This is a genomic window from Peteryoungia ipomoeae, assembly GCF_004912165.1.
Lineage (GTDB): Bacteria > Pseudomonadota > Alphaproteobacteria > Rhizobiales > Rhizobiaceae > Allorhizobium > Allorhizobium ipomoeae.
Genome location: NZ_STGV01000005.1, coordinates 133,324 through 159,306, shown reverse-complemented (window position 1 = coordinate 159,306; position 25,983 = coordinate 133,324). Strand labels below are relative to the sequence as shown.

Below are 25,983 nucleotides of genomic sequence, written 5' to 3'. Positions count from 1 at the left end.
TCTCCGAAGGTTCGCGTCGGGGAAAGTGTTAGACCACGCGGACAACCAAGGACGAGACCCAGAGCATGGCCCATATCGACGACCAGCAGGAAGACAAGCCGCTTGATCCGGTGATGGAGGGCGTGCGCCGCAAGATGATCAAGCTCCAGCTGATCTCTGGTGGCATCATGGCTGTCATGTTCCTCGCGGTGCTCGTTTCGATTGTCTACAAGCTGACCCAGAAGAGCGAGACGGCACCCGCCGCCGCTACCTCCACTCAATCCGGTCTCGTCGTGCCCTCCGATCAGCCTTTGGCGCTGACGGCAAATCTCCCTGCCGGTTTCCGCATCCTCTCGATGTCCCTTGCAGGCAGCCAGATCCTTGTCGATGGCGAAAATGCCGGCGGACGTCGCACCGCACTGGTCTATGACCTTACGCTCGGTCGCTTCATCGCCGAGGTTGGTTTCACCGGTAACTGATCGCCGTGGCTCGGTTCACGCCCGCAATCGAGATTACCGACGCCGCAGATCCGCGGATCGCCGAGTTCACCGGCATCCGCGAGCGGGATCTGACCGGTCGCCACGGCCAGTTCATTGCCGAGGGTACCGTTGTCATCTCGATGCTCGCCAAGGCGCATCGCGCCGGTGGGGCGGTGTCCGCCGAGAAGCTCCTCATCCTCAAGAACCGGCAGGCCGGCCTTGAGGAGATTCTCGCTCAATTTCCAGAGGATATCCCTGTCTATATCGCCGAGGCGGCCGTTCTTGATGCCATTGCCGGCTTTCACCTGCATCGCGGCGTTCTGGCGCTCGGTTCCCGACGTTCCCCGCCATCACCCGAGACGCTGATCGGCGGGCTGGGCGCCCAGTCGCTGGTGCTTGTCGGCTGCGGCATTTCAAACCACGACAATGTCGGTTCGCTGTTTCGCAATGCCGCCGGTTTTCGCGCCGATGCCGTGCTGCTGGACGAAACCTGCTGCGATCCGCTTTACCGCAAGGCCCTGCGGGTCTCGGTCGGCTCCGTGCTCACCACCCCTTATGCGCGGGCCGGATCGGCGGATGGGCTGCTTCGCACCTTGGCCGAACAGAACTTCGAGATCTGGGCACTGTCACCCGCTGGTACGATCGAGATTGGCGATATAGAGCCTGCCCGTCGCGTGGCGCTTGTCATGGGCACGGAAGGCGAGGGGCTCCCTGCATCGATCCTCAGCCGTTTCAAGTCCGCCCGGATCGCGCAGGCGCCGGATCTCGATAGCTTGAATGTCGGCACGGCAAGCGGCATCGCCCTCCACGCGATTTCCCGCGCCATGGGCCGTCTTGCCTGACCTTCTGAAAGTAATGCTTTCCAGCCTATGGAGCGGAGACAGGGTGCACTTTGCGCGCACCCTATATTATTATTCTGCGGCGGTTGGCAGGTCGTCCTGCGCGCGCAGCAGGCGCGGCTCGAGTTGAACGACGCGATCAACCAGACTGATTGTCGACGTCGAATGGCGCTTCGGCGCAGCCAGAAGTGATGGGATCGGCGATTTGCTGCCCTCACGCAATGCGGTGAGCGTAACCATGCGGGCGCCGATATCGCCAAGCGCATCGCGCAAGGCAGCGTCATTGGCGCTTGAGGTGGTCGACATCAGGCGCTCGGTCAGGCTTGCCTGGCGGCTTCTGACAGAGGCTTCCAGTTCACTCGTGTCGAGTTGCGGGATGTCCTTGCGGTCGTCGTCCATGGCGACCTCCTTGAGATCCGGCAGAGCAATATTGGCATCACGCAGCGCGCGCTGAGATTGACGCAGTTCGGCCGCGCTCTTTTTCAGTCTGACCTTGAGGTCGGTGAGTTCGCGCTGGCGACGCTCGAGCGCCGAGGCAAGATCGGCACGCTCGGCCGCATCGCGGGCGATGTGGTCTTCAAGCCGCAAAACCTTGTGCTCTTCCTGGGCGAGGCGGAATTCCGCGTCTTTCGCCCGCTTGGCGAGCAGCTTCTGTTCGCGCCGCAGGTCCTCGCGTTCGTCGCGAATGGTGAGCAGGCGGCTTTTCAGCGATTCAATTTCCGTCTCGCGGTTGCTGGCTTCGATGCGCATGTGGTCGATGTCGTTGACCAGGCGCCCGATGCGCGACACGCGGGCTTCGAGTTCGATATCCTTTTCCGTCACCGCCATTTCGAGACGCTTGATGGTTTCGCTTGCCGTGATCGTGTCGATCTCGGCGCGGCGAAGGCGCGACCGCAAATCGGCAGCCTCCGTGCTCATGTCCTCGATCTGGGACTTCAACTCGCGTGTTTCCGAAAGCAGCTTTGCGGCTTCCTGGCCAACAGCATCCGACTGGAGGGTCAGCGCGGTCGCCTTTTCGCGTTCGACGGTCAGATCGTGGAGGGTGCGGGCATTTTGCGCTGCGTAAAGGGCGCGCACCATGTCCTTCTGCGCCCGGATCTCTTGCGGGCTGAGCGGCATCGTGGCTTTCAGCCGATGTTCCGTGTAGGCAACGATCCGCTTGTGCACTGCTGGAGCGATGAGCATCACCAGAAGCGCCGAGGCCATAAATCCTAATGCGAAAATAAGCGCGTATTCAATCACGAGAGAGCCACGGCGTTCGTGTTCAGCTATTAGCGATTATTTAATCATGGCGCGCCGCCGCCCGCAAGGACGACCATCACAGCCAAACGGTTTTCGCGCATTATGCCTAACAGCGGAGCAGGAGCCGCGTTAATGCGAAGCCTGCTTACCGCTGTCTAACTCAAAAGGGGTTCCAGGTGGGGGTAGGGGTCAGCTTCAAATAGCCGACATTGACGCCGAGGCGGGCGCCAACGCCGGTGCGGATCGGCACGAGCAGAACATCGCGGCTTTTGAGGACGGTCATGCCGACGCCGGCAACGATATAGGCCGAACCGCTCACTCCACCGAAGCGCGTGTAGAGGCTGTCGACATTCGGCAGATCATAGACGAGCATCATGGCGCGCGTGCCGTTGCCGCCATAGTCGATGCCAAGCGAGGGACCCTGCCAGAAGACATTATGCTGGCCGACATTCTTTGTATAAAGTGTGCCCTCGCCATAGGTGAGCCCGGCGATCAGAGCGCCTGAGCCTTCCTGGCCGAGGATGTAGCCGTTTGGCAAGCCATAGCGCTCGAAGGCCTGCTCCAGCACTTTGGCGAGCGCGCCGCTGGTCTCGCCGAAAAAGCCGTGGCCTGCGTCCACCACTTCCTGCACGGTATACTCGCCGTCGGCCTCAGCCTGCCTGCTGCTGAAGACGAGGCTTGCAAGGACGAGAGCCATGGTCACAACGAGATGCGCTGCGTGAGGTATACCGCGTTTATGCTGGCGCATTGTCGCCTCCTAATATGCGTCGCCGAGAGGTTTCGGCGCGTTGTGTCGGGGTATTCGACCCTAGCGAAGATGATCTTAATAATCGGTTTACCAAATATGGTGTCATTATGGCCGAAACAAACTCGTTCCGGACACGATGATGCGCGACAGTGCCGCGGCAAGACGTAGAAGGGCAACCTCTGGAGAAATCGATGGCGAAAAATGCAAACCTCACGCTGGCCGGACCGGACCTGGCCGCGCTCCTGTGCAGCCGCGTCTGCCATGACGTGATCTCTCCAGTTGGAGCAATCAACAACGGCCTTGAACTCCTCGACGAAGGCGGCGCTGACAGCGACGCCATGGACCTGATCCGCACCAGTGCGCTCAATGCCTCTGTCCGGCTGAAGTTTGCGCGTCTTGCCTTCGGAGCTTCGGGCTCTGTCGGCGCATCGATCGATACCGGCGAGGCGGAGAAGGCGGCGAAGGACTTTGCTGCTGCGGAAAAGAAGACCGAGGTGACGTGGACCGGTCCCCGGGCGATCATTCCGAAGAACCGGGTCAAGCTCCTGCTCAACCTCTTCCTCGTCGCCTATGGTGCCATCCCGCGCGGCGGCTCGCTGGACATTGTGCTGGACGATCCGGAAAATCAGGCAAAGTTCTCGATCATCGCCAAGGGCCGCATGCTGCGCATTCCGCCGAAATATCAGGAAATCCTGAAGGGTCAGCTGGAAGAGGCGGTCGACGCCCATTCTATCCAACCCTATTACACAGTGCTTCTCGCTGATGAGTGCGGCATGGATCTCGATTGCGTCCAGGGCGAAGGCGAGATCACGTTCACAGCCGCCGTGGCTTAATTCTGTGCCATCCTGGGAAAGGTCCATCCCGTCAGGAGTAACCTTTCCTTAGGCGGGATCTATTACCCTGTCGTGATATAATTTCTGTGTTTTCCAAAGGGAGTAGAGCCCATGAAGCGTATGTTGATCGCAGATGGCTCCGATATCGTCCGCAAGGTCGGTCGAAAAATCCTGACTGAACTTGGTTTCGAGGTCATTGAAGCGGCTAGCGGGCGTGAAGGCCTGGTCAAATGCGAGCGCCAACTGCCCGACCTCATGATCGTGGACGCCGGAATGGATGACGCCCTCGACCTCATCAGCAATGTGCGCGCCCTGCCGGATGGCAAGGCGGTACTGATCTACTACTGCGTTGTCGAAGCCGAGCTGAAGATCATGATGGCTGGCAAGCGGGCAGGGGCCAATGATTTCCTGCTGAAGCCGTTTGACCGCGCGATCCTGACCAAGACCTTCGGCGACAAGGCTGTGGCTGCTTAAGGCGGCCCTGATCAATTCCTGATATCAGAAGACGGGTGGTGCCTTGCGCGCTGCCCGTTTTGGCATCCGCAGTCCGCTTTCCGAAGGCGCTCCAAGCTGAGGCAACAAAAAACCCGCGCTGGGCGCGGGTCTTTCGAAGGCGATGGAGAGGGCCTGGTATCAGGCGGTTTCCATGTATTCCGCGCCATCCGGCTCGCGCAGCACATAGCCGCGGCCCCAGACGGTTTCGATGTAGTTTGCGCCACCGGCAGCATTTGCGAGCTTCTTGCGCAGCTTGCAGATGAAGACGTCGATGATCTTCAGTTCCGGTTCGTCCATCCCGCCATAGAGGTGGTTGAGGAACATTTCCTTCGTCAGCGTCGTGCCCTTGCGAAGCGAGAGCAGTTCGAGCATCTGGTATTCCTTGCCCGTCAGGTGGACGCGCTGGCCACCGACTTCAACCGTCTTCGCATCGAGATTGACGATCAGTTCACCGGTGATAATGATCGACTGGGCATGGCCCTTCGAGCGACGGACGATCGCATGGATGCGGGCAACCAGTTCGTCCTTGTGGAACGGCTTGGTCATGTAGTCGTCGGCACCGAAGCCGAGGCCGCGAACCTTGTCCTCGATGCCGGCCATGCCGGACAGGATCAGGATCGGGGTCTTAACCTTTGACAGGCGGAGGGTGCGCAGAACCTCGTAACCCGACATGTCGGGAAGGTTGAGGTCGAGCAGAATGATATCGTAGTCGTAGAGTTTGCCGAGATCGACGCCTTCTTCACCAAGGTCAGTCGTATAGACGTTGAAGCTCTCCGACTTCAGCATCAATTCGATGCTCTGAGCCGTAGCGCTGTCGTCTTCAATGAGTAGAACCCGCATAATTATCCCCTTTACCGCCGCCAAAAAGGTCGAGTAGGCCCCCTACGCGATACGGATCCAGTCGTTGCCTGATTTGAAGGCTGCCACCAAATGGTTAACAAATTCTGATTCCCTCTGGCAAGAGCACAGAACTTATTAAGCAAAGATTTTAGCCTCCTGATTCTCAATGTGTTTTGGTCATCGCCACACCTGAATCAGATCGTCAGGAAACCCCGCTAACCGATTCATTTGACTCATCATTGTCACGAACGTTTTCGACGCCCTGGCATTTACTGACCCTTAAGTGATCGGGCTTATCATTAACGATGCCCGTAAACGAAAGGTTACCAACGGTAGCTTTTTGTTAACGCCGCGGACTTTTTTTGGATCAGTGGGCGGGTGAGTTGAGTAGCAAGTGTGGCGGGGGGTCTCGCATCACGGGAGTATTGCGTATGAAGTCGCGTGAGAGCCTGGTACGCCTGAAAGGTTTTCAGGTCACCGAAAAGCGTCGGCAGTTGCAGCAGTTGCAGTCGATGATGGCGGAATTCGAACGGATGGCGGGTGAGCTCGAAGCTCAGATCGGCATCGAGGAGAAAAAGTCCGGCATTACCGATCAGAATCATTTCGCCTACCCGACCTTCGCGAAGGCAGCACGCCAGCGCGCAGACAATCTCCAGGTTTCGATCCGGGAATTGCGGGTCCAGCAGGACGCTGCCGAGCTAGCGCTGGAAGAAGCGGAAGCCGAATATCAAAAGGCCGCTGCGCTCGAAGAGCGTGACGGACAGATGCGCGCCAGGGCCTGAGACAGCGTCTCTTTCCTGGCTTTCTATCTACAAGGTGGTCGCAGTCGGCCTGCGACCACCTTGCCTGCGTTTTTCAGCAGGCATTCAACCACTCAAGACATCCCGCCATTCCGGATGCCGCGCCATTTGTGCCTTCATGAAGGGGCAAAGCGGGATGATCTTCCAGCCGCCCTGGCGCGCGTCTTCGATCGCGTGTTGAGCCAGAGCCTGTCCGACGCCGGTTCCGCGCAGGCTGTCGGGAACGCCCGTGTGATCGATAATGATCAGCTGCGGGGAGGCGCGGGAATACGTCATCTCCGCGTTTTCCGACACATTCTCGACTTTCGCGACATAGCGACCGCCTGAGGCGTGCACTTCATTGGCGATCTGTATCATTTTGGCTCTCCGGTTTGCGATGGCGTCTACCGTAGTTAGTACTTTGCTGCGGCAGTTTGAAGGCTTTGCGGGCCCGCTGTCGGCTGTCCGTCACGCTGGCTTCATCGGTTTTGGCTGGTGTGCGAACATGCAATTGAAGCCGGCGGACATGTGTCGACCGGCTCCGCAATTGTGCGTCTTGCTGAAATGGTATTGTGCGACCGGCAGAAACGGTCGGCCTTCAATTAGTGGCGATACTGCTGAATTCGCGTGGTCCGCAGGCCGGGCAGGCCGTGGTCATTGATGGAGGACTGCCAGGATAGGAACTCCTCGACGGTCAGAGTATAGCGTTCGCAGGCTTCTTCAAGGCTCAAAAGGCCGCCGCGCACAGCCGCGACAACCTCGGCCTTCCTGCGGATAACCCAGCGGCGCGTATCGGCCGGGGGGAGATCGGCGATGGTAAGGGGGCTGCCATCGGGGCCGATGACATATTTCACTCGGGGGCGGATCATTTCGGTCATTGGACTCTCTATACATACTCAAGACCACACCCGGCCAAATTAGCCACTATGCTTTAAAAATTGCCTAAGCCCATTGAAGGCATTTGATAATACTTTTCCACAGCTGGTGGTCCCTTACGAAGCTTCATTCGCGGTCTAACCCTGCGTAAAGTTGCGGGTTTCGCACAGCAGTTATGCACGGTTGTGGGCTAGCTTAGGGTAAATAAATGTGCAAATTCTCTTGGGGTATTTTCGGATTCGCTTAAATTCGGATCGTTTTTTTTCTCCTTTCCGCAGAATGGCCGCCCGGTTCCGATCGCAAGATCGGCGACAGCTCCGGGTTGTAGAGGTTGTAGCGCTGGAGGAGAAACGTGTCCGTTTCGCAAGAGCCGGTCGGGACATTTCCCGGTCGAAAGGAGTATGATGTACAGGCCAATAGAGGAACAGAACCAAGGCTTGCACGCCGATGTCGGGCAAGGGGCGGCTGTATTCGATCAAGACCCGTCAGCTTGGCTTGCCGGGGAATTCGCCAGTCTTGGCCGCGACTTTGGCTATGAACACTGTCTACTGGCACGGTTCCCCACGGGTGATGGGCCGGAGTTTGCCGCCAACCTGATCGCGACGAATTGGCCGGAAGATCTGCGATCCGCCTACGAGCGGGCCGAGGTCTTTGCGGTGAGCGAGCTGGTGTCGACCCTCCGCCAGACGATCCTGCCTGTTTCTTTCGTGGAAAACCCTTTGCTTGGATCCGCAAGCATCGACGTGCGCCAACAGCTGTTCAGCCTGTTTTCGGCGCATGGCGTGGTCGGGCACATCGGCATGCTGCTGCGCGACAGGGGGCAGGGACAATATCTGCTGCTGTTGTCTGGCCGCGCGCGGGCGCCGGGGCGTGAAGACGCGGCCCAATTGCTGTTGGCTGCGATGGAGCTTATTCAAATGCACGCGCAGGTTCTGGTGCCGAAGGTCGGGCCTAAGGAGCGCCTGTCAGGCCGCGAGGTGGAGTGTCTGCGCTGGTCGGCCGCCGGCAAGAGCAGCGACGAGATCGCAATCATTCTCGACATCTCCAGCCACACGGTCATCAGCTACCTGAAAAGCGCAATGCGCAAGCTTGAGGCCGTCAACCGGATGCAAGCCGTCGCACGCGCCTGTCGATACAATCTGCTCTGAGGCATTTGCCATCAGGGCAGCGTTTCCAGGTTCAGAGCATGGCGACGCAAATTTCCGTCTTGCCGTAGCCGAAGGCGATCTGCCCAGCGCTTGCGTGACGCAGCGACAGATGATTGCCCATCTCCAGCCAGACGATGGCCGAGGAGCTGGAGCCCCCCGCAGTGCCGGAATGGCCCAGAAGGTCGGTGGTTGCATTGAGGCTCAGATGCACGGTCTGCAGCGTGGTTGCGGGTGTCGAGACAGAGAGCGTTACCATGTAGAGCCCTGAGGCCGGGATGCGGAGCGTGCTGCCGCGGCCCGCGGCAACGACGCTGCCAAAAGCCATCCCGCCACCTGCAAGATGCAGCTGATCGAAGCCACTGAAGCTGCCGCTCGCGACGGTCAGTGTTGCTGTTGCAAGCGACGCCCGTGCATGCGGCCGCTGATCGTGGCGGACATACCCCTCGGGCGAGACACTGATTGCAGTCCGCCAGCCGGTCGCCTCACCATTCACCTTGATGGAGAAACTGTCTTCGCCCGCCAGTCCCATTTCGGCGCGGCCTGTCCAGGCAGACTGGAAAACAAGGCTGGCGGTGGCGGAGGTCTCGGCCTTGTTCACGCTCAGGCGGTGACTGGCGCCTGCATGGTTGAAGAGGCTTGCCGGCGATGAGACCGCCAGGCGGTTAATCTCGTCGGCAGTTGCGGCAATGCCAAGATTTTGGAAGGTGGCAGTCTCCGGCAGTGGCAGGGCCTGCCAGGTTTCGCCGTCGAAATAGAGGCAGGCATCCTCTTGTCTCACATAGGCACGCCATCCGGCCTTTGGCGCTAGATAGACCCAGGCGCCATCCTGCCAGGCAGCCAGCCACCCGTCCTTTCCTTCCCATATACCCGTCGCATTGGCGCCGATCGCGTAGACTTCGCCATCGGCGGGGTTCTCCGGCGCTGTGGCCTGGTTTGCGGAGATGGTCAGTTGGGTCACGAGATCAAGCCGTTGCAGGGCTTCGTTATGCGTGACGTGCTTTTGCGCCTGCGACGGGAGGATGAAGGGCAGGGCAAGATTGCTGGTGGCGTCAGTTGACATCGGTGTTCTCCTCGCGGGGCCGCAACAGGCGGCTGATCAACGGAGAGAAGTGTGCGGCATCCACAGAGGCCGGGGACAATCGTAGCCGCCCATGCTTGAAATCGCTCAGTTTTCTTGGCTGGTCATCCCCGCTTTCGCGCGGTCTCCCCAGGCGATGAAGGCCGGGTTTTCAAATGGTCGCAGCCCGGCGATATGTTTGCCATAGGTGAGGGGTGCGCCATCGCGGGTCGTGACAAGGCCGCCGGCTGCGCGAAGAACCGCATCGCCCGCGGCCGTATCCCATTCCATGGTCGGGCTGAAACGCGGATAGATATCGGCATTGCCCTCGGCGACCAGGCAGAATTTTAAAGAGGACCCCACGGCGCGCCGCTCCAGGATGGCGGTGGCGTCGATGTAGTCGTCCGTTTCCCGGCAGTTGTGGGAGCGTGAAATCAGCGCGCAACTGCCCTCGCTGCCGGTCCGAATGCGGATTTCCTGGCGGCCGGTTTCATGAAAATCCGGCCCGATCTCAAGCTTTTCCGCACGGCTCGAGGCCCCGCTATAGGCGACGCCGAGCGCTGGCGCATAGACGATGCCGGCAATCGGTTTGCCGTCCTCTATCAAGGCGATGTTGACGGTGAAATCGTCATGGCCGCCAATGAATTCCCGCGTGCCATCCAGGGGATCGACGAGGATGAAGTGCCGACCATCGATGTCAGGAATGCGGCCAGCTGCCACTTCCTCCTCAGCGATGATGGGGATCTCCGGCAGTGCCATGGCCAGGGCTTCGAGAATGATCTTTTCCGCCGCCTCGTCGGCTTCGGTCACGGGCGAGGCGTCGCCTTTCCAGCGAATTTCGGGGTCGGCGCGGTAAATATCCAGGATCACGCGACCGGCAGCCAGCGCTGCGTCCTCGAACACGCTGAGAACATTTTCGCCGCTCGTCACCTGAACCTCACAGAAAAAGTCGCGATCCCGCCTGCCGGGAGGTGGTGTTATTCTAGAACGTCAGCAGGAGGAAGGGAAGGCCGTGTTGAAGTCTGCCGGGCCGTCGCCTGCGAGGGTGTCGCAATCCTGCATCGGTCCGGATTGGCCTTGCCTGCCGTGTCGCAAACGGTACATATTTCGTCCTGATCGCGCTTGCTCTTTGTGTCGCCTGTGCGAAGGTGCGCGCATACTCCAGAGGATGCCCGATGCGTTATTCCGCTCTATCGATCTTCCGGCAGGCGCTTTCCGGGAACCGCAACTGGACCCCGATGTGGCGCGAACCGGATCCCAAGCCCCACTACGACGTGATCATCGTCGGCGGCGGTGGCCACGGTCTTTCGACCGCCTACTATCTTGCCAAGGAATTCGGCATCACCAATGTCGCGGTGCTCGAAAAGGGCTATCTCGGTTCGGGCAATGTCGGGCGCAACACCACGATCGTGCGCTCCAACTACATGCTCGAGGGCAACGAGCCGTTCTACGAGCTGTCGATGAAGCTGTGGGAAGGGCTGGAACAGGACTTCAACTACAATGCGATGATGTCGCAACGCGGCGTGCTCAATCTTTTCCATTCCGATGGCCAGCGGGATGCCTATGCGCGGCGCGGCAATGCGATGATGATGCATGGGGTGGCCGCCGAACTGCTCGATCGCGAGCAGGTGCGCCAGATGATGCCGTATTTGAATTTCGACCATGCGCGCTTTCCGATCATGGGCGGTCTTCTGCAGCGGCGCGGCGGCACGGCACGGCATGATGCCGTGGCCTGGGGGTATGGTCGCGGCGCCGACAGCCGGGGCGTCGACCTGATCCAGCATTGTGAGGTGACCGGTATCCGGCGCGACGAACTGGGGCAGGTGACCGGCGTCGAAACGACGCGCGGCTTCATCGGCTGCGGCAAGCTGGCGCTGGCGACGGCCGGGCATACCTCGGTCACGGGCAAGATGGCGGGCCTTGAGCTGCCGATTGAGACGCATGTGCTGCAGGCCTTCGTTTCGGAAGGCATCAAGCCGGTCATCGACCAGGTCATCACCTTCGGTGCGGGGCATTTCTACATCTCGCAATCGGACAAGGGCGGCTTGGTCTTCGGGGCCGATATCGACTACTATTCCTCCTACGCGCAGCGCGGCAATCTCGCGACCGTCGAGCATACGATGGAGGAGGGGGTGTCGCTGATCGCGGGCCTGTCGCGGCTGAGGGTCTTGCGCAGCTGGGGCGGCGCGATGGACATGTCGATGGATGGATCGCCGATCATCGACCGCACGCCGATCGACAATCTCTACCTGAACTGCGGCTGGTGCTACGGCGGCTTCAAGGCGACACCGGCTTCCGGGTTCTGTTTTGCCCATCTGATTGCCAAGAACGAACCCCATCCCGTGGCCCGTCTGCTTCGCCTTGATCGCTTCGAACGCGGCTTTGCCGTGGATGAGGGCGGCAAGGGGCCGCAACCGAACCTGCATTGAGACATTGCCATGGCCAGCCTGATCCCATGCCCGCATTGCGGCATCCGACCCAAGGAAGAGTTCAGCATTCGCGGCAGTGCCAGCCCGGTGCGACCGGCAGCCGGCGCCTCCGACGACGCCTGGAATGCCTATGTCTTTCTGCGCGACAACAACAAAGGCCGGATCGTCGAGCATTGGCACCACACCGCCGGCTGCCGCCGCTGGCTGATCGTCGAGCGGGACAATGCGGCAAGCCATGAGGTCTACAGCGTGACGGATGCGGCCGCAGCGGCCGGGGAGGTTTTGGAATGACCGGGTTCCGTCTGACGTCCGGCGGCCTCGTCAATCGCGGCCGCAGCCTGACCTTCAGCTTCGACGGCAAAAGCTATACCGGCTATGACGGCGATACGCTGGCCTCGGCGCTGATTGCGAACGACCAGATGTTGGTTGGGCGATCCTTCAAGTATCACCGCCCACGCGGCATCGTCACTGCCGGCTCGGCCGAGCCGAATGCGCTGGTGACCATCGGCAAGGACGGGCGCACGGAACCGAACACGAGGGCGACCGTTACCGAGCTCTATCAGGGGCTGGAGGCGCGCAGCCAGAACCGCTGGCCATCGCTGAAGCACGATATCGGCTCGGTCAACAGCCTCTTGTCGCCGTTCCTGTCCGCCGGCTTCTACTACAAGACCTTCATGTGGCCGAAGCCTTTCTGGGAGAAGGTCTATGAACCGCTGATCCGCAAGGCCGCGGGGCTTGGTCGCACCCCATTCCTGCCGGATCCCGACCGCTACGAAAAGGCCTGGGCGCATTGCGACCTCTTGGTGATCGGGGCGGGGCCGACCGGACTGATGGCGGCGCGCGCGGCCGCACGCGCCGGTTTGCGCGTGATCCTTGCCGATGAAGGTTTTCGTCTCGGTGGCTCGCTGCTCAGCGAGCGCTTGCATGTCGGCGGGCTGCCGGCTGCGGATTATGCGGCTGCTGTTCTCAAGGAATTGCAGGACACGCCGAACGTGACGCTGATGCCGCGCACGACCGTCTTCGGCTGGTACGACGACAATGTCTTCGGCGCTGTCGAGAAGGTGCAGAAGCATGTGGCGCAGCCATCGCCGGAATTGCCGGTCGAACGCCTCTGGCGGATCGTTGCCAAGCGCGCCATTCTGGCTGCCGGGGCCGAAGAGCGGCCGCTGGTCTTTGGCGGCAATGACAGGCCGGGCGTGATGATGGCGGGTGCCGTCAGCACCTATGTCAATCGCTATGCCGTTTCGCCTGGCCAGACCGTCGCCGTCTTCACCAATGGTGGTGCGGGTTACCGGACCGCGGCGGATCTTGTTGCCGCCGGCGTCGACGTGGCCGCCATCATCGACGGGAGACCGCAATCCGAGGATATCGCGCCGCAGGGTCTCCGTGTCATCAGGGGCGCCGGTATCGTCGATACCAAGGGCTATCGCGGTCTGAAGAGCGTGATCGTCGAGCGCGTTGGCCATCAGGAGGAGATCGCCTGCGATGCGCTGGCGATGAGCGGCGGCTTCAGCCCGATCGTGCATCTTGCCTGCCAGCGCGGCGCAAAGCCCTACTGGTCGGAGAAGGCCCAGGCGTTTCTTGCGCCGGATGTCGGGCCAGCCTTTCGGATCGCCGGGGCTGCTGCCGGCCATGCCAGCCTTGCGGCCTGCCTTCGCGATGGTGCCGAAAAGGCGCATGATGCGATCGGTGACCTCGGCTTCCTCGTCGGCGTCGTCGACCTTCCGGAGTTGGAAGGAGAGGGCAAACATGATTTTTCGCCGCTCTGGTATGTCCCTGGCGCCAAGGCAAAAGCCTTTGTCGATTTCCAGAACGACGTGCATGTCAAGGATCTGAGCCTCGCGCAGCGCGAGGCCATGGGGCATGTCGAGCACTCGAAACGCTACACGACCGGCGGCATGGCAACCGATCAGGGTAAACTCGGCAATGTCGCTACGATCGGCATCATCGCCGGCATGCGCGGGGTCTCGCCGGCGGTGGTCGGGACGACGACGTTCCGGCCGTTCTACACGCCGGTTTCCTTCGGAGCGCTGGCCGGTGCGTCGCGCGGCGAACATTTCCGCCCCGTGCGCACATCGCCGCTGCACAACTGGGCGAAGCGCAATGGTGCAACCTTCGTCGAAGCCGGCGCCTGGTACCGTTCCTCCTTCTTCCTGCGCGACGGCGAAAAGAAATGGCGCGACGCCGTTGATCGTGAAGTGCTCAATGTCCGCAGCAATGCCGGTCTCTGTGACGTCTCGACGCTCGGCAAGATCGAGGTCTTCGGGCCGGACGCCGCCGAGTTCCTCAACCGGGTCTATTCGAACGCCTTCCTCAAGCTTCCCGTCGGCAAGGCGCGCTACGGCCTGATGCTGCGCGAGGACGGTATGATTTTCGACGACGGCACCACCAGCCGTCTGTCGGAAGAGCATTTCTTCGTCACCACCACCACGGCCTATGCCGGCGAGGTGATGATGCATCTGGAATATTGCGCCCAGGTGCTGTGGCCAGGTCTCGACGTACGCTTTGTTTCCTCCAGCGATCAGTGGGCGCAGATGTCGCTGGCCGGGCCAAAAGCGCGGATCATTCTTGAGGCTCTCGTCGATGACGACATTTCCGATGAGGCCTTCCCCTATCTTTCCGCGCGCGAGGTCTTGCTCAAGGGCGGCCTAAAGGCGCGGCTTTTCCGCATCTCCTTTTCCGGCGAACTTGCCTTCGAAATCGCGGTTCCCGCCAATTTCGGCGAGGCTGTGGCCGATGCCATCATGGCGGCAGGCAAGTCGCATGGCATCTGCGCCTATGGGTTGGAAGCGCTCAACGTTTTGCGCATCGAGAAGGGGTTCATCACCCATAGCGAAATCGACGGTCGCACGACGCCTGACGATGTCGGTCTCGGCCGGATGTTCGCTGGCCAGAAGCACGATTTCATCGGCAAGCGGTTGTCCAGCCGGTTCGGCCTGACCGCGGCCGATCGACCGCAACTCGTCGGGCTCAAGCCTGTCGACCTGGAAAAGTCCTTCCAGGCGGGTGCGCATCTGTTGCGCGAGGGCATCAAGCCATCGACGCTGAACGATCAGGGTTGGGTCTCCTCCGTCTGCCACTCGCCGACGCTTGGCCACACGATCGGGCTCGCCTTCCTCAAATCGGGCCGGGAACGGATTGGCGAGAAGGTGCTGGTCTGGGACGGCCTGCGCGGTGAAGAGACGCTTGCCGAAGTGGTCAGTCCCGTCTTCGTCGACCCCGACAACAAGAAACTGAAGCTGTGAGGAGACGATCATGCCGGTGACCTATGCCGCCCGCCACGTTCTCGAAGATCATATTTCCGGCTTCGAGGCCGCACCCAATCCGCATCACGTCTCCATTCTTCGCTCGACAGTCGTCATCAGCGCACTCGCCCATGCGGGTCACGAGGCCGATATTGAGGAAGCGCTGACCAATCTCGAAGACACGCATCTGCGCTTTTGTGCCCCCGGCGAGTGGCTGGTGATCAGCGATAGCGTCTCGGCGGAGACGATCGAGCGATACCTGCGTGATCTTGGCCCCCGTCTTTCCTTCGTCGACCAAAGCGATGGCAGGGTTGTGCTGGCCATCCGGGGACCAAGGGTGCGGTCGATCCTTGCCAAATGCACGGCGCTCGATCTTCATCCTGATGTCTTCGCGATCGGGCAGTCTACGAATTGTCAGATCTGCCACGTCGCGGCGAACCTTGCCCGGACGGGGCAGGACACATTCGAAATCATCGTCATGCGCAGCTTTGCCGGTTTCCTGTTTGATGAAATCTCAGAGATGGGGCGGGAATTCGCGCTGACAGCGGGCTTTGCCTGACAGGTGCTTTCACCGGTGCTCTGGCCTGTGACGACTGACCTTGAGGGTAATCTTCGGCGATACTACTCCTTGGATCAGTGATGTGCCGGGGACCGGAAGGGCGTGGTTGTGCAGCAGGTTTCGAAAACGATGGTGCTTGCGACCGACGTCGCCCATCTTGTGATTTTCCACCCTGAGGATCTCGGCCATGCCGAGCAGTGGCCAATCGCCTGGTATGCCGAAACCTTCGTCTATCCGGTGGAAAGTGCTGCCCGGAGGTTGATTGCCTGGTGTACGGGATCGGACGGCGTCTTCAAGCTGCGGCTGACGACGGGAGACATGACCGCGCGGGAGCAGGAATTTGCCGGGCCGAGTTGGGTTTTCCCGTATCGCGTCCGTGATGGTCGGGTCTTCGTCGACAATTCGGATGCCTTGCCCGGCGTTGAAAAAATGACAGATCCGGCCGACAGCGAGGAGTTCTGGTTTGAGCTTGCCGATGGCGACTATGCCGTGACCGTGACGGCGGTCGAGTGGGAGGCCGAGCCCGGCGCTGGTGAGAATGGCCACGACACTCTGCCAAATTATGTGGTTGCGTTTTCGCCGCTGGAAGGTCGTGCGATCGATCCGGCCCGTCGACCGCCCAACCTCATTGGCTCGCGCAAGGCGACCGCCAGCGACGAGCCATACGTCTCTCGGCCTTATCCGTCGGATCCCATCGATTTCGACCGCATCTATCCTGCCTTCGTCTCCGCCAATATCGCCCCTGTCGGCCGCGCCTTCGAGACCTGCGGTGAAGCGCCGATCAAGGCTGCAGTTCCGCCTGGTGCCGACGATTTTGCGATCTTCGACATTCCCTTTGTTGTCGCTGCCGATCTTTCGCCCGGTGCGCCAGCGGTGATCGCCTCCTGTCACGGAATGCGCGGGCGTCCGCAGGAGCAGCGGACCTTCAGTTTCAAAGCCGAGCATGCTGTTCAGATCGCAGCCGTCGAGGGATTTTGCCGGGATGGCAAATTCCTGCCGCCCGAGCGGCACGGCTTGTTTCGACGTGGCCCCAGACCCTTGCCGGCAGATGCGCTTGCAACGGTGCAGATCTCTCCGCTCGCCACGGTCGAGGATGGTCCGATGCGCGTCGATGTCGTCGCGTTCAAGGCTGAGATCCTGGCGGATCTTGGCAGTGGCGGTGCTCTGGCGAAGCGGCTGGACGGGCTTGCGGGCTATGAAGCCCTGCGGCTCGCCGCTGCAGACGAGACCGCTTTTCTCGCCGACTGGCTTATCGACCACCTGCCGTTGTCCGGTCGCGATCGATTGGTTTTCAGCCTCCTGCCGACCCATGATCGTCTCGGAGCCCTTGACCAGGCTTATCGCGCGTTTCGCGAATATAGCTAGAGAGTGTTTCGCGGCAGCGTGACCTTGCTTAGTAGGCCGGAAACACGTCACCTGCACTTGTCGTTGCCGACGCTGACCCCATATGGGCAAGTCTGTCCCCACCCCAGGTCGGCGACCGGGCAGTTGCGCCCGACGTGATCGACCGCCGCAATTCCGGTTTCCTGATGTTCCATCTGATGTTTTCGCTGCCCTGGCTGATCGTGGCAACCCGCTTCATTGCGCCCTTGCCGTGGCCGTGGATCGTGAAACTGTTGCTCGCAGCGTTCTTGCTCCTTGCCTCGCAATATCATCTCTTCAGCCGCTTTACCTCCGGATCGGTGTTTGCGCCGGAATTCCCGCGGCCGGTGGTGATTGGCTTCAACCTGTTTTTCGGGGCGATCGTGCTGCTTGCCGCCATGCAGGTTCTGCTCGACATCATCAGCATCCTGATCTTTGCCGTCAACTGGTCCTTCCCGGCGGTTCCGCCCGGTATCCGCTATGGCATGGGGGTGGCGGCTGTCGGTCTCGCGAGCTTCGGGATTGCGCAGGCGATCCGCGTGCCGCCACTGAAACAGATCGAGGTGACGATCCCTGGCCTTTCGCCCGATCTCGACGGCTACCGGATGGTGCAGCTGACGGACCTCCATATCAGCCGGCTCTTTACCCGCGACTGGGCGCGGCGCGTGGTTGAGAAGACAAATGCGCTTGATGCCGATCTGATCGTCATCACGGGTGATCTGATCGACGGCAGCGTCGATATCCGGCGGGAAGACATTGCGCCTTTGGCAGACCTCAAGGCGCGGGACGGGGTGCTGACGGTGCCCGGCAATCACGAGTATTTCTTCGAAATCGACCGTTGGCTCGCCCATCTGCCCGGCCTCAACATGCGGATCCTCGCCAACGAACACGCGGTGATCGCCCGCGGTGATGGCCGGCTCGTCGTGGCGGGTGTCACGGACCTTTCGGCGCGCATGGCCGGTGCGATCGAGCCTGATGTTGCCAAGGCGCTGCGCGGTGCGCCGCCGGAGGCACCGATCATCCTGCTCGATCATCAGCCGCGTCTTGCCGCGCGCGCGGCAAGTCAGGGCGTTGCTCTGCAGCTCTCCGGCCACACCCATGGCGGCATGGTCCGGGGGCTCGACCAGATCGTCGCCCGCGCGAACAACGGCTATGTCTCGGGCTTCTACCAGGTCGGCACCATGCAGCTCTACGTCAACAACGGAACCGGCCTCTGGCCCGGATTTGCGCTCAGGATCGGCGTGCCGGCGGAGCTGACGGAGTTTACGTTGAGAGCTGGGCATCAGCGTGATGGTGGCACGTAAGTCTAGCCAGATCAGACGTCTGTGCTATGCTTGAACCAGAAAGGGCGAGCCTGATGTCGAAAACCGCATCGCTGACAATCACCTTGCCGGCAGACATGGCAGAACTCGTTCGCGCGAAGGTCGCCTCGGGCGAATTTGCCACGGAGATTGAAGTTGTGAGCGAGGGGTTGAAGGCGCTCGCTCTGAAAGAGTCAACGCTTGAGCGTTGGTTACGCGAGGACGTCGCGCAGGCCTACGACGAATTCAAGGCCCACCCGGGCGCAAAGAAGTCAATCGAGGACGCATTTTCTGACCTCGATAGCTTCATGTCAGCTTCCGAGCGCGCGGCGCGATGAAGCGATATGCCGTGCGGCTCGTGCCTTCAGCGGAAAAAGATCTTAGAAATATCTATCTGTATGTCCGATCTGCCAGCGCTTCGCCTGTGATCGCGCGCGGTTACGTTCTGCGTATCCGCCGCTTTCTGGAAGCCTTTCAGACATTCCCCATGCGCGGGAGCCTGCGCAATGACATCCGGGAAGGCCTGCGGGTCGTGGGCTTTGAGCGGCACGTGAGCATCGCCTTTCTTGTCGAAGGGGAAGAGGTGATCATCCTGCGAATTGCGTCGCATGGTCAGGAACTTGAGGTGTGAAACATCTAGCCCCACGCCGGCCATAGAACACTCGCTATCAATGATGCGACATCTTTCGTCGCAGCGTGGTCTTCTGGCTTTCCTGCGCGCATTCTAGCTTTGTCGCGTCAACCACTGCGCCAGAGGGAGCGTTTTCCATGAAGAGCCATGCACGTGTCGTCGTGATCGGCGGAGGTGTCGTCGGGTGTTCGGTGCTGTACCACCTGACCAAGTTCGGCTGGACCGACGTCGTGCTCCTGGAGCGTTCGGAGCTCACCTCCGGTTCGACGTGGCATGCGGCCGGCGGCATGCACACGATCAATGGCGATCCGAACGTTGCCAAGCTGCAGAAATATACCGTCGAGCTCTACAAGGAGATCGAGGAGTATTCCGGCCAGGATATCGGTCTGCACATGACTTCGGGCCTGATGCTGGCGGCAACCAATGAGCGTTTCGACTGGATGAAGTCGCTCTTGGCCAAGGGCAAGTATTCAGGCGGTGAGGCGACGCTGATTTCCGCGCAGGAGGCGCATGAGATGATGCCGCTGCTTGATCCCAAGCAGTTCGTCGGCGCGGTCTTCGATCCGCATGAGGGCCATCTCGACCCCTATGGCACCACGCATGCCTATGCGAAATCGGCGAAGAAGAACGGTGCCGAGATCTATCTGCACACCAAGGTCGAGGATCTGGTGCAGCTGGAGGACGGCACCTGGCGGGTGATTACAAACAAGGGCGAGATCCGGGCCGAGCATGTCGTCAATGCCGCCGGCCTCTGGGCGCGCGAAGTCGGTCGCATGGTCGGGCTGGAACTGCCGGTGCTCGCCATGGAGCACATGTATCTGATCACCGAGGACATGCCCGAGGTCATCGAGTTCAACAAGACGACCGGTAAGGAGCTGATGCACTGCGTCGACTTCGACGGCGAGATCTATATCCGCCAGGAGCGCAACGGCATGCTGATGGGGACCTATGAAAAGGATTGCCGCCCTTGGTCGCCGATCGAAACGCCCTGGACCTTCGGCCATGAACTGCTGGCGGAAGATCTCGAGCGCATCACCGGCGAGCTGGAAGTCGGCTTCCGACATTTCCCGGCCTTCAACAACGCCGGCATCAAGAAGATCATCAACGGCCCCTTCACCTTCTCGCCGGATGGCAACCCTCTGGTCGGACCGGTGCGCGGCATGACGAATTTCTGGTCGGCTTGCGCTGTGATGGCGGGCTTCTCCCAGGGCGGCGGTGTTGGCCTCGCGCTCGCCCAGTGGATCATCAATGGCGATCCGGGCTTTGACGTCTTTGCCATGGATGTCTGCCGCTACGGCGACTACGCGACGCTCGCCTATACCAATGCCAAGGTGCGCGAGAACTATTCCCGCCGCTTCTCGATCCGCTATCCGAATGAGGAGCTGCCGGCGGGCCGTCCGCTTCTTACCACGCCGATCTACGATAGGCTGAAAGCTGCCGGTGCCGTGTTCGGGGCCTCCTATGGCCTGGAGACGGCGCTCTGGTTTGCGCCCGAAGGTGTGGAGGACGCGTTTTCGTGGCGCCGCTCGACCGACTTCGAGGCGGTCGGCCGCGAGGCGAAGGCCGTTCGCGACAGCGTCGGTCTCATGGAGACCTCGGGCTTTGCCAAATACATGGTAAGCGGGGAGGGCGCACATGACTGGCTCGACCGCATGCTTGCCTGCAATCTGCCGGAAGTCGGACGCATGGCGCTGGCGCCGATGCTGAACGAGGCCGGCAAGCTGATCGGCGATTTTACCGTCGCCAATCTCGATGACGAGGATTTTCTCATCATCGGTTCCGGCATTGCAGAGGACTACCACATGCGCTGGTTCGAGAGCCATCTGCCGGAAGATGGCTCCGTCGACATCGAGGCGCTTAATCTCAGTCTGGTGGGGCTATCGATCGCCGGGCCGAAATCGCGCGAGGTGCTCGCCAAGCTGACGCATCTGGATGTTTCGGATGAGGCCATGCCCTTCATGTCGGTCCGGGAAATGGATCTCGGCATGGCGCCGGCGCTGGTCGGACGTGTGAGCTATACTGGCGATCTCGGCTACGAGATCTGGATGCGACCGGAATATCAGCGCTACCTCTTCGATGCGCTGATGGAGGCGGGGGCTGAGTTCGGCATTTCGCTGTTTGGCCTCCGGGCCCTCAACGCGCTCCGCCTCGAAAAGGGGTTCGGCAGCTGGTCGCGCGAGTACCGGCCGCTTTACGGACCGCTGGAAGCCGGGCTATCGCGGTTCGTGGCGCTCAAGAAAGATGTGAGCTTCATCGGCAAGCAGGCGGCGCTCGAGGAAAAGCTATCCGGTGGAGCACTGCGACTGCGCACCTTCGTGGTCGATGCGAAGGATGCCGATGTGCTCGGTGACGAACCGATCTCGTTTAACGGGGAAGTCTGTGGCTGGGTGACCTCTGGCGGATATGCCCATGCCAGCAATGTCTCGGTGGCGATGGGCTATGTTCCAAAGGCGCTGGCTGACGAAGTGGACGGCTGGAGCCTCGAAATTCTTGGGGATTCCGTGTCTGCGACACTGCAGCCCATGTCGCTATTTGATGCAAATGGGTCGCGGATGCGCAGCTGATCTTGTTTTTGAAACAAAGGCTCTGCATTCATGCGAAAGCGTAAAAAGCAGGTCGCCTGGGGCGACCTGCTGAATTCATAAGCTTTTTCTGCCTCAAACCCGTCTTTTGTGATGGCTTAGGCGTCAAACTGTTGGTTATCAGTAACATTTTCATCGCTGACTGCCTTTTTAGCTTCACATTTTTCGATGAACCGGTATGGAATCTCCGACGCCTACGCCCGAAAGGGACAACAAAATGAGACGCAGCATCAAGATGCGTCCGGGGGATAATACATGGAGTACTTCATCCAGCAGCTCATCAACGGGCTGACACTTGGATCCATCTATGGCCTCGTGGCTATCGGCTATACGATGGTTTACGGCATTATCGGCATGATCAACTTCGCCCATGGCGATATCTTCATGCTTGGCGGCTTCGCTGCCCTCATCGTCTTCCTCATCCTGACATCCTTCTTTGCCGGCATTCCGGTGGCGCTTGCGCTATTGATCATGCTGATCATCGCAATGTTGATGACAGGTCTGTGGAACTGGACGATCGAGCGGGTGGCCTATCGTCCGCTGCGCGGTTCCTTCCGCCTTGCGCCGCTGATCACGGCGATCGGCATGTCGATCGTTCTGTCGAACTTCATCCAGATCTCGCAGGGTCCGCGCAACAAGCCGATCCCGCCGCTGGTCAGCGATGTCCTGCATATCGGCAACGTCACCATCGCGCTCAAGCAGGTGATCATCGTGGTCGTAACCGCGGTTCTGCTTGCGGCCTTTTGGTACATCGTCAACAAGACGCCGCTCGGACGCGCGCAGCGCGCCACGGAGCAGGACCGCAAGATGGCGGCGCTTCTCGGCGTCGACGTTGATCGCACGATCTCTGTCACCTTCGTGATGGGGGCTGCACTCGCTGCCGTCGCCGGGACCATGTACCTGATGTATTACGGTGTTGCCTCGTTCCATGACGGCTTCATTCCGGGCGTCAAGGCCTTCACGGCTGCCGTCCTGGGTGGCATCGGCTCTCTCCCGGGTGCCGTGCTCGGCGGCCTGCTGATCGGTCTCATCGAGTCCTTGTGGTCTGCCTATTTCAGCATCGCCTACAAGGATGTCGCGACCTTCGCGATCCTGGCTTTCGTGCTGATCTTCAAGCCCACGGGCATCCTTGGACGTCCGGAAGTCGAGAAGGTTTGATCTGATGACAACGTCTGTAAACGGAAACACTGCCGCTTCGTCCGGCACGCTTGCGCGCGCCATCAAGGAAGGCCTGTTTGCCGGTCTTCTGGCCCTTGGTCTGTTCAGTCTCTATATCGGCATCAAGACCGATCAGAACATGGCCAATGAGCTGATCTGGTATCCGCGCTGGGGGCTTCTCGCCGCCTTTGTCGCCATCGCCGCTGGCGGTCGCTTCGCCATGGTCGCCTTCCTGGCGCCCTGGTATTATGCGCGCAAGGAAAAGAAATCGGCCGCGGTCCCGGTCCACGAGATCGATGCCAAGCCCGCCTTCTTCAAGACGCATTTCCTGAAGATCGCGCTTCTGGCGCTCATCCTCTACCCGCCCGTGATCGTCATGCTGACGGGTGTTCAAGGGTCGCTGAAATATGTCGACAACTTCGGCATCCAGATCCTGATCTACGTCATGCTCGCCTGGGGGCTGAACATCGTCGTCGGTCTCGCCGGCCTGCTCGATCTCGGCTATGTCGCCTTCTACGCCGTCGGCGCCTATTCCTACGCGCTGCTTGCGCAGAATTTTGGTCTGTCCTTCTGGCTGCTCCTGCCGCTTGCCGGCATTCTTGCAGCCTTCTGGGGTATCATTCTCGGCTTCCCGGTGCTGCGTCTGAGAGGTGACTATCTTGCCATCGTGACGCTCGCTTTCGGGGAAATCATCCGATTGGTGCTGATCAACTGGCAGGACGTGACCCGTGGTACCTTCGGTATCTCGAGCATTCCGAAAGCGACGTTCTTCGGCATCGAGTTCAACGCGTCGGCCACCGGCTTCGCCAAGACCTTCGATCTGCCGATGTCGTCCGCCTACTACAAGATCTACCTCTTCTACGTGATCTTGGCGCTCTGCTGCCTGACGGCCTATGTCACGATCAAGCTTCGCCGGATGCCGATTGGCCGTGCTTGGGAAGCGCTGCGTGAAGACGAGATCGCCTGCCGCTCGCTCGGCATCAACACGGTGACGACCAAGCTGACCGCCTTTGCGATCGGTGCCATGTTCGGCGGTTTCGCCGGCTCGTTCTTCGCCGCCCGCCAGGGCTTCGTTTCGCCGGAAAGCTTCGTCTTTCTGGAATCCGCCGTCATCCTCGCCATCGTCGTCCTCGGCGGCATGGGCTCTTTGACGGGCATTGCGGTTGCCGCCATCGTCATGATCGGTGGTACGGAAGCCCTGCGCGAAATGGAGTTCCTGAAGCACATCTTCGGTCCCGACTTCACGCCCGAGCTCTACCGCATGATCCTCTTCGGTCTTGCCATGGTCATCGTGATGCTGTTCAAGCCGCGCGGCTTTGTCGGCAGCCGGGAACCGACAGCCTTCCTCAAGGAGCGCAAGGTTGTCTCGGGTAGCTTTACCAAGGAAGGTCACGGCTGATGGCTTCCGGGAATACGACAATGAACAAAGACACCATTCTGAAAGTCGAGCATCTGTCGATGCGCTTCGGTGGTCTGATGGCAATCAACGACTTCTCCTTCGAAGCCAAGCGCGGCGACATCACCGCGCTGATCGGCCCCAACGGTGCGGGCAAGACCACGGTCTTCAATTGCATCACCGGCTTCTACAAGCCGACCATGGGCATGATCACGATGAATCAGGCCTCCGGCGATCAGTATCTGCTGGAGCGTCTGCCCGATTTCGAGATCACCAAGAAGGCCAAGGTTGCTCGCACATTCCAGAACATCCGGCTCTTCTCAGGCCTTACCGTGCTTGAGAACCTTTTGGTGGCGCAACACAACGCGCTGATGAAGGCTTCCGGTTACACCATTCTCGGCCTGCTCGGACTGCCAGCCTACAAGAAGGCGGCGGCAGAGGCGATCGAGAAGGCGCGGTTCTGGCTGGAAAAGGCCGATCTCATCGATCGCGCCGACGATCCGGCGGGCGATCTTTCCTACGGCGCCCAGCGCCGTCTGGAAATCTGCCGCGCCATGTGCACCGGACCCGAGCTGCTTTGCCTCGATGAGCCGGCGGCTGGCCTCAATCCGAAGGAATCGCTGGCGCTTAACACCCTGTTGCGCAGCATTCGGGACGAGGGCGCCTCGCTGCTCCTGATCGAGCACGACATGTCCGTCGTCATGCAGATTTCCGATCATGTCGTGGTGCTGGAATACGGCCAGAAGATCTCCGATGGCACACCCGACCACGTGAAGAACGACCCGAAGGTCATTGCGGCCTATCTGGGTGTCGAGGATGAAGAGCTGGATGAAGCAATCCATGAAGTCGAAGCCGTTGCAGGGGGAGAACACTGATGTCCTCTGAACCGCTTCTGAAAGTACAGGCCGTAGAAACGTACTATGGCAATATCCGTGCGCTCTCCGGCGTTGATGTCGAAGTGCACAAGGGCGAAATCGTATCGCTGATCGGTGCCAACGGTGCCGGCAAGTCGACGCTGATGATGACGATCTGCGGGTCACCGCAGGCGCGGGCCGGCAAGGTCATCTTCGACGGCGAGGATATCACGCAGATGCCGACGCATCTGATCGCGCGAAAGCGCATCGCGCAGTCTCCGGAAGGTCGTCGCATTTTCCCGCGCATGACGGTGCTCGAAAATCTGCAGATGGGCGCGGGCCTCGACAACCTGAAATACTTCAAGGAAGACGTCGAAAAGGTTTTCGACATGTTTCCGCGTCTGAAGGAACGTCAGGCCCAGCGTGGCGGCACGCTCTCCGGTGGGGAGCAGCAGATGCTGTCCATTGGTCGCGCGCTGATGGCGCGTCCCAAGCTTCTGCTTCTCGATGAGCCGTCGCTTGGTCTGGCGCCGCTGATCGTCAAGGGCATCTTCGAGCAGATCAAGCGGCTCAACAAGGAGGAGGGGCTGACCGTCTTCCTCGTCGAGCAAAACGCTTTTGCCGCACTGAAGCTGTCCGACCGTGCCTATGTCATGGTCAACGGCAAGGTGACGATGAGCGGTACGGGACGGGAACTCTTGGCCGATCCGTCGGTCCGGGCGGCCTATCTCGAAGGCGGCCATCACTGAGCGCGGGGAGTAATTGACATGCAAGGTTTGTTTTTCGAAAGCGACACAACGGTCCGCTACGTCCTGCGTTTCCTGGTGCTGCTGCTCGGCTTCTGGACGGCGTGGCGTACCGGCAAGGCCGTTGCCGAGAGCTGGCAGGGCTACGGCACGGTGTTCGTCTATATCCTGGGTCTCGCCGTTGCGATGCGCTTCCTGCACTATTCGCTGTTCGCCGGCCCCTTCATCAGCCCGTTCTTTTACGTCATCGATGTCGTGCTTCTGCTGGCCTGGGCCATTGCCGGTTTCCAGTCGCGCCGGACCACGCAGATGGTCGATAACTACTACTGGCTTTACGAGCGAACCTCGTATTTTTCGTGGAAGAACAAAGATTGACAAGTCGTTGTTTTCTGTCGCAGATTGGCG

27 protein-coding genes are annotated in these 25,983 nt (G+C 60.4%); 20 read left to right on the top strand and 7 right to left on the bottom strand.

Features of this window, described 5'->3' with window-relative positions; translation table 11 throughout:
• Positions 1-65 precede the first annotated feature (65 nt).
• On the top strand, positions 66-458 hold the full coding sequence (locus FAA97_RS15515; RefSeq protein WP_136599471.1) for a hypothetical protein: 393 nt from the start codon (positions 66-68) through the stop codon (positions 456-458).
• A gap of 5 nt (positions 459-463) precedes the next feature.
• Positions 464-1,300 (top strand): TrmH family RNA methyltransferase, encoded by an 837-nt coding sequence (locus FAA97_RS15510; RefSeq protein ID WP_246041515.1) that lies wholly within the window; start codon positions 464-466, stop codon positions 1,298-1,300.
• A gap of 69 nt (positions 1,301-1,369) precedes the next feature.
• Here FAA97_RS15510 and FAA97_RS15505 read toward each other — a convergent pair whose 3' ends face one another.
• Together FAA97_RS15505 and FAA97_RS15500 are read right to left on the bottom strand one after the other, a co-directional pair.
• Positions 1,370-2,503: a coiled-coil domain-containing protein gene (locus tag FAA97_RS15505; protein WP_246041514.1), complete on the bottom strand. Its 1,134-nt coding sequence runs from the start codon at positions 2,501-2,503 to the stop codon at positions 1,370-1,372.
• A 196-nt stretch (positions 2,504-2,699) separates the two neighbouring features.
• Entirely contained in the window at positions 2,700-3,236 is a 537-nt protein-coding gene (locus tag FAA97_RS15500) for a DUF1134 domain-containing protein (RefSeq protein ID WP_425467428.1), read from the bottom strand.
• Between the two features lie 242 nt (positions 3,237-3,478).
• Between FAA97_RS15500 and chpT the strand changes: the two genes are divergently transcribed.
• Together chpT and FAA97_RS15490 are read left to right on the top strand one after the other, a co-directional pair.
• Positions 3,479-4,120 (top strand): histidine phosphotransferase ChpT, encoded by a 642-nt coding sequence (chpT, locus tag FAA97_RS15495; RefSeq protein ID WP_136599468.1) that lies wholly within the window; start codon positions 3,479-3,481, stop codon positions 4,118-4,120.
• Positions 4,121-4,231: 111 nt separating this feature from the next.
• The gene (locus FAA97_RS15490; protein WP_136599467.1) at positions 4,232-4,594 is read left to right on the top strand and encodes a response regulator; all 363 of its coding nucleotides are present in this window, start codon (positions 4,232-4,234) and stop codon (positions 4,592-4,594) included.
• A gap of 159 nt (positions 4,595-4,753) precedes the next feature.
• Here the strand turns inward: FAA97_RS15490 and ctrA are convergent, their stop codons facing one another.
• Entirely contained in the window at positions 4,754-5,455 is a 702-nt protein-coding gene (ctrA, locus tag FAA97_RS15485) for a response regulator transcription factor CtrA (protein WP_054148338.1), read from the bottom strand.
• Positions 5,456-5,886: 431 nt separating this feature from the next.
• Between ctrA and FAA97_RS15480 the strand changes: the two genes are divergently transcribed.
• On the top strand, positions 5,887-6,237 hold the full coding sequence (locus FAA97_RS15480) for a flagellar export protein FliJ (RefSeq protein ID WP_136599466.1): 351 nt from the start codon (positions 5,887-5,889) through the stop codon (positions 6,235-6,237).
• 84 nt (positions 6,238-6,321) lie between these two features.
• Here FAA97_RS15480 and FAA97_RS15475 read toward each other — a convergent pair whose 3' ends face one another.
• Both FAA97_RS15475 and sciP read right to left on the bottom strand, forming a co-directional pair.
• On the bottom strand, positions 6,322-6,609 hold the full coding sequence (locus FAA97_RS15475) for a GNAT family N-acetyltransferase (protein WP_136599694.1): 288 nt from the start codon (positions 6,607-6,609) through the stop codon (positions 6,322-6,324).
• Positions 6,610-6,836: 227 nt separating this feature from the next.
• Entirely contained in the window at positions 6,837-7,112 is a 276-nt protein-coding gene (gene sciP / locus FAA97_RS15470; RefSeq protein ID WP_136599465.1) for a CtrA inhibitor SciP, read from the bottom strand.
• A gap of 435 nt (positions 7,113-7,547) precedes the next feature.
• Between sciP and FAA97_RS15465 the strand changes: the two genes are divergently transcribed.
• Complete coding sequence (locus tag FAA97_RS15465) at positions 7,548-8,258, top strand: helix-turn-helix transcriptional regulator (RefSeq protein WP_246041513.1); 711 nt, start codon at positions 7,548-7,550, stop codon at positions 8,256-8,258.
• A 31-nt stretch (positions 8,259-8,289) separates the two neighbouring features.
• Here FAA97_RS15465 and FAA97_RS15460 read toward each other — a convergent pair whose 3' ends face one another.
• Positions 8,290-9,318, bottom strand: a complete 1,029-nt coding sequence (locus FAA97_RS15460) for a DUF2793 domain-containing protein (protein ID WP_136599463.1) — start codon at positions 9,316-9,318, stop codon at positions 8,290-8,292.
• A gap of 105 nt (positions 9,319-9,423) precedes the next feature.
• Positions 9,424-10,245, bottom strand: coding sequence for a 3'(2'),5'-bisphosphate nucleotidase CysQ (gene cysQ / locus FAA97_RS15455; protein WP_136599462.1), 822 nt, complete (start codon positions 10,243-10,245; stop codon positions 9,424-9,426).
• 245 nt (positions 10,246-10,490) lie between these two features.
• On the opposite strand from cysQ, the gene FAA97_RS15450 reads away from it, so the two are divergent.
• The 14 genes from FAA97_RS15450 (at position 10,491) to FAA97_RS15385 (ending at position 25,953) form a co-directional block, all read left to right on the top strand.
• Positions 10,491-11,744 carry a sarcosine oxidase subunit beta family protein gene (locus FAA97_RS15450; protein ID WP_136599461.1) on the top strand — a complete coding sequence of 418 codons (1,254 nt, stop codon included), beginning with the start codon at positions 10,491-10,493 and terminating at the stop codon, positions 11,742-11,744.
• Between the two features lie 9 nt (positions 11,745-11,753).
• On the top strand, positions 11,754-12,035 hold the full coding sequence (locus tag FAA97_RS15445) for a sarcosine oxidase subunit delta (protein ID WP_136599460.1): 282 nt from the start codon (positions 11,754-11,756) through the stop codon (positions 12,033-12,035).
• Positions 12,032-14,989, top strand: coding sequence for a sarcosine oxidase subunit alpha family protein (locus FAA97_RS15440; protein ID WP_136599459.1), 2,958 nt, complete (start codon positions 12,032-12,034; stop codon positions 14,987-14,989). The genes FAA97_RS15445 and FAA97_RS15440 overlap by 4 nt, the downstream gene beginning before the upstream one ends.
• 10 nt (positions 14,990-14,999) lie before the next feature.
• On the top strand, positions 15,000-15,548 hold the full coding sequence (locus FAA97_RS15435; protein ID WP_136599458.1) for a sarcosine oxidase subunit gamma: 549 nt from the start codon (positions 15,000-15,002) through the stop codon (positions 15,546-15,548).
• Between the two features lie 129 nt (positions 15,549-15,677).
• Positions 15,678-16,913 (top strand): hypothetical protein, encoded by a 1,236-nt coding sequence (locus tag FAA97_RS15430; protein WP_136599457.1) that lies wholly within the window; start codon positions 15,678-15,680, stop codon positions 16,911-16,913.
• Between the two features lie 164 nt (positions 16,914-17,077).
• Complete coding sequence (locus tag FAA97_RS15425) at positions 17,078-18,214, top strand: metallophosphoesterase (protein WP_136599693.1); 1,137 nt, start codon at positions 17,078-17,080, stop codon at positions 18,212-18,214.
• A gap of 53 nt (positions 18,215-18,267) precedes the next feature.
• Positions 18,268-18,549 carry a ribbon-helix-helix domain-containing protein gene (locus FAA97_RS15420; RefSeq protein WP_136599456.1) on the top strand — a complete coding sequence of 94 codons (282 nt, stop codon included), beginning with the start codon at positions 18,268-18,270 and terminating at the stop codon, positions 18,547-18,549.
• Positions 18,546-18,842, top strand: a complete 297-nt coding sequence (locus FAA97_RS15415) for a type II toxin-antitoxin system RelE/ParE family toxin (RefSeq protein ID WP_136599455.1) — start codon at positions 18,546-18,548, stop codon at positions 18,840-18,842. Before FAA97_RS15420 ends, FAA97_RS15415 begins: the two co-directional genes overlap by 4 nt.
• 137 nt (positions 18,843-18,979) lie before the next feature.
• Entirely contained in the window at positions 18,980-21,406 is a 2,427-nt protein-coding gene (locus FAA97_RS15410) for a GcvT family protein (RefSeq protein ID WP_136599454.1), read from the top strand.
• Between the two features lie 273 nt (positions 21,407-21,679).
• Positions 21,680-22,582: a branched-chain amino acid ABC transporter permease gene (locus tag FAA97_RS15405; protein ID WP_136599453.1), complete on the top strand. Its 903-nt coding sequence runs from the start codon at positions 21,680-21,682 to the stop codon at positions 22,580-22,582.
• A 4-nt stretch (positions 22,583-22,586) separates the two neighbouring features.
• Positions 22,587-23,981: a high-affinity branched-chain amino acid ABC transporter permease LivM gene (gene livM, locus FAA97_RS15400; protein ID WP_136599452.1), complete on the top strand. Its 1,395-nt coding sequence runs from the start codon at positions 22,587-22,589 to the stop codon at positions 23,979-23,981.
• On the top strand, positions 23,981-24,853 hold the full coding sequence (locus tag FAA97_RS15395; RefSeq protein ID WP_136599451.1) for an ABC transporter ATP-binding protein: 873 nt from the start codon (positions 23,981-23,983) through the stop codon (positions 24,851-24,853). The genes livM and FAA97_RS15395 overlap by 1 nt, the downstream gene beginning before the upstream one ends.
• A complete protein-coding gene (locus FAA97_RS15390; protein WP_136599450.1) occupies positions 24,853-25,581 on the top strand; it encodes an ABC transporter ATP-binding protein in 729 nt (242 codons plus the stop codon). Before FAA97_RS15395 ends, FAA97_RS15390 begins: the two co-directional genes overlap by 1 nt.
• Before the next feature lie 18 nt (positions 25,582-25,599).
• A complete protein-coding gene (locus FAA97_RS15385) occupies positions 25,600-25,953 on the top strand; it encodes a DUF6867 family protein (RefSeq protein ID WP_136599449.1) in 354 nt (117 codons plus the stop codon).
• Positions 25,954-25,983: the final 30 nt, after the last annotated feature.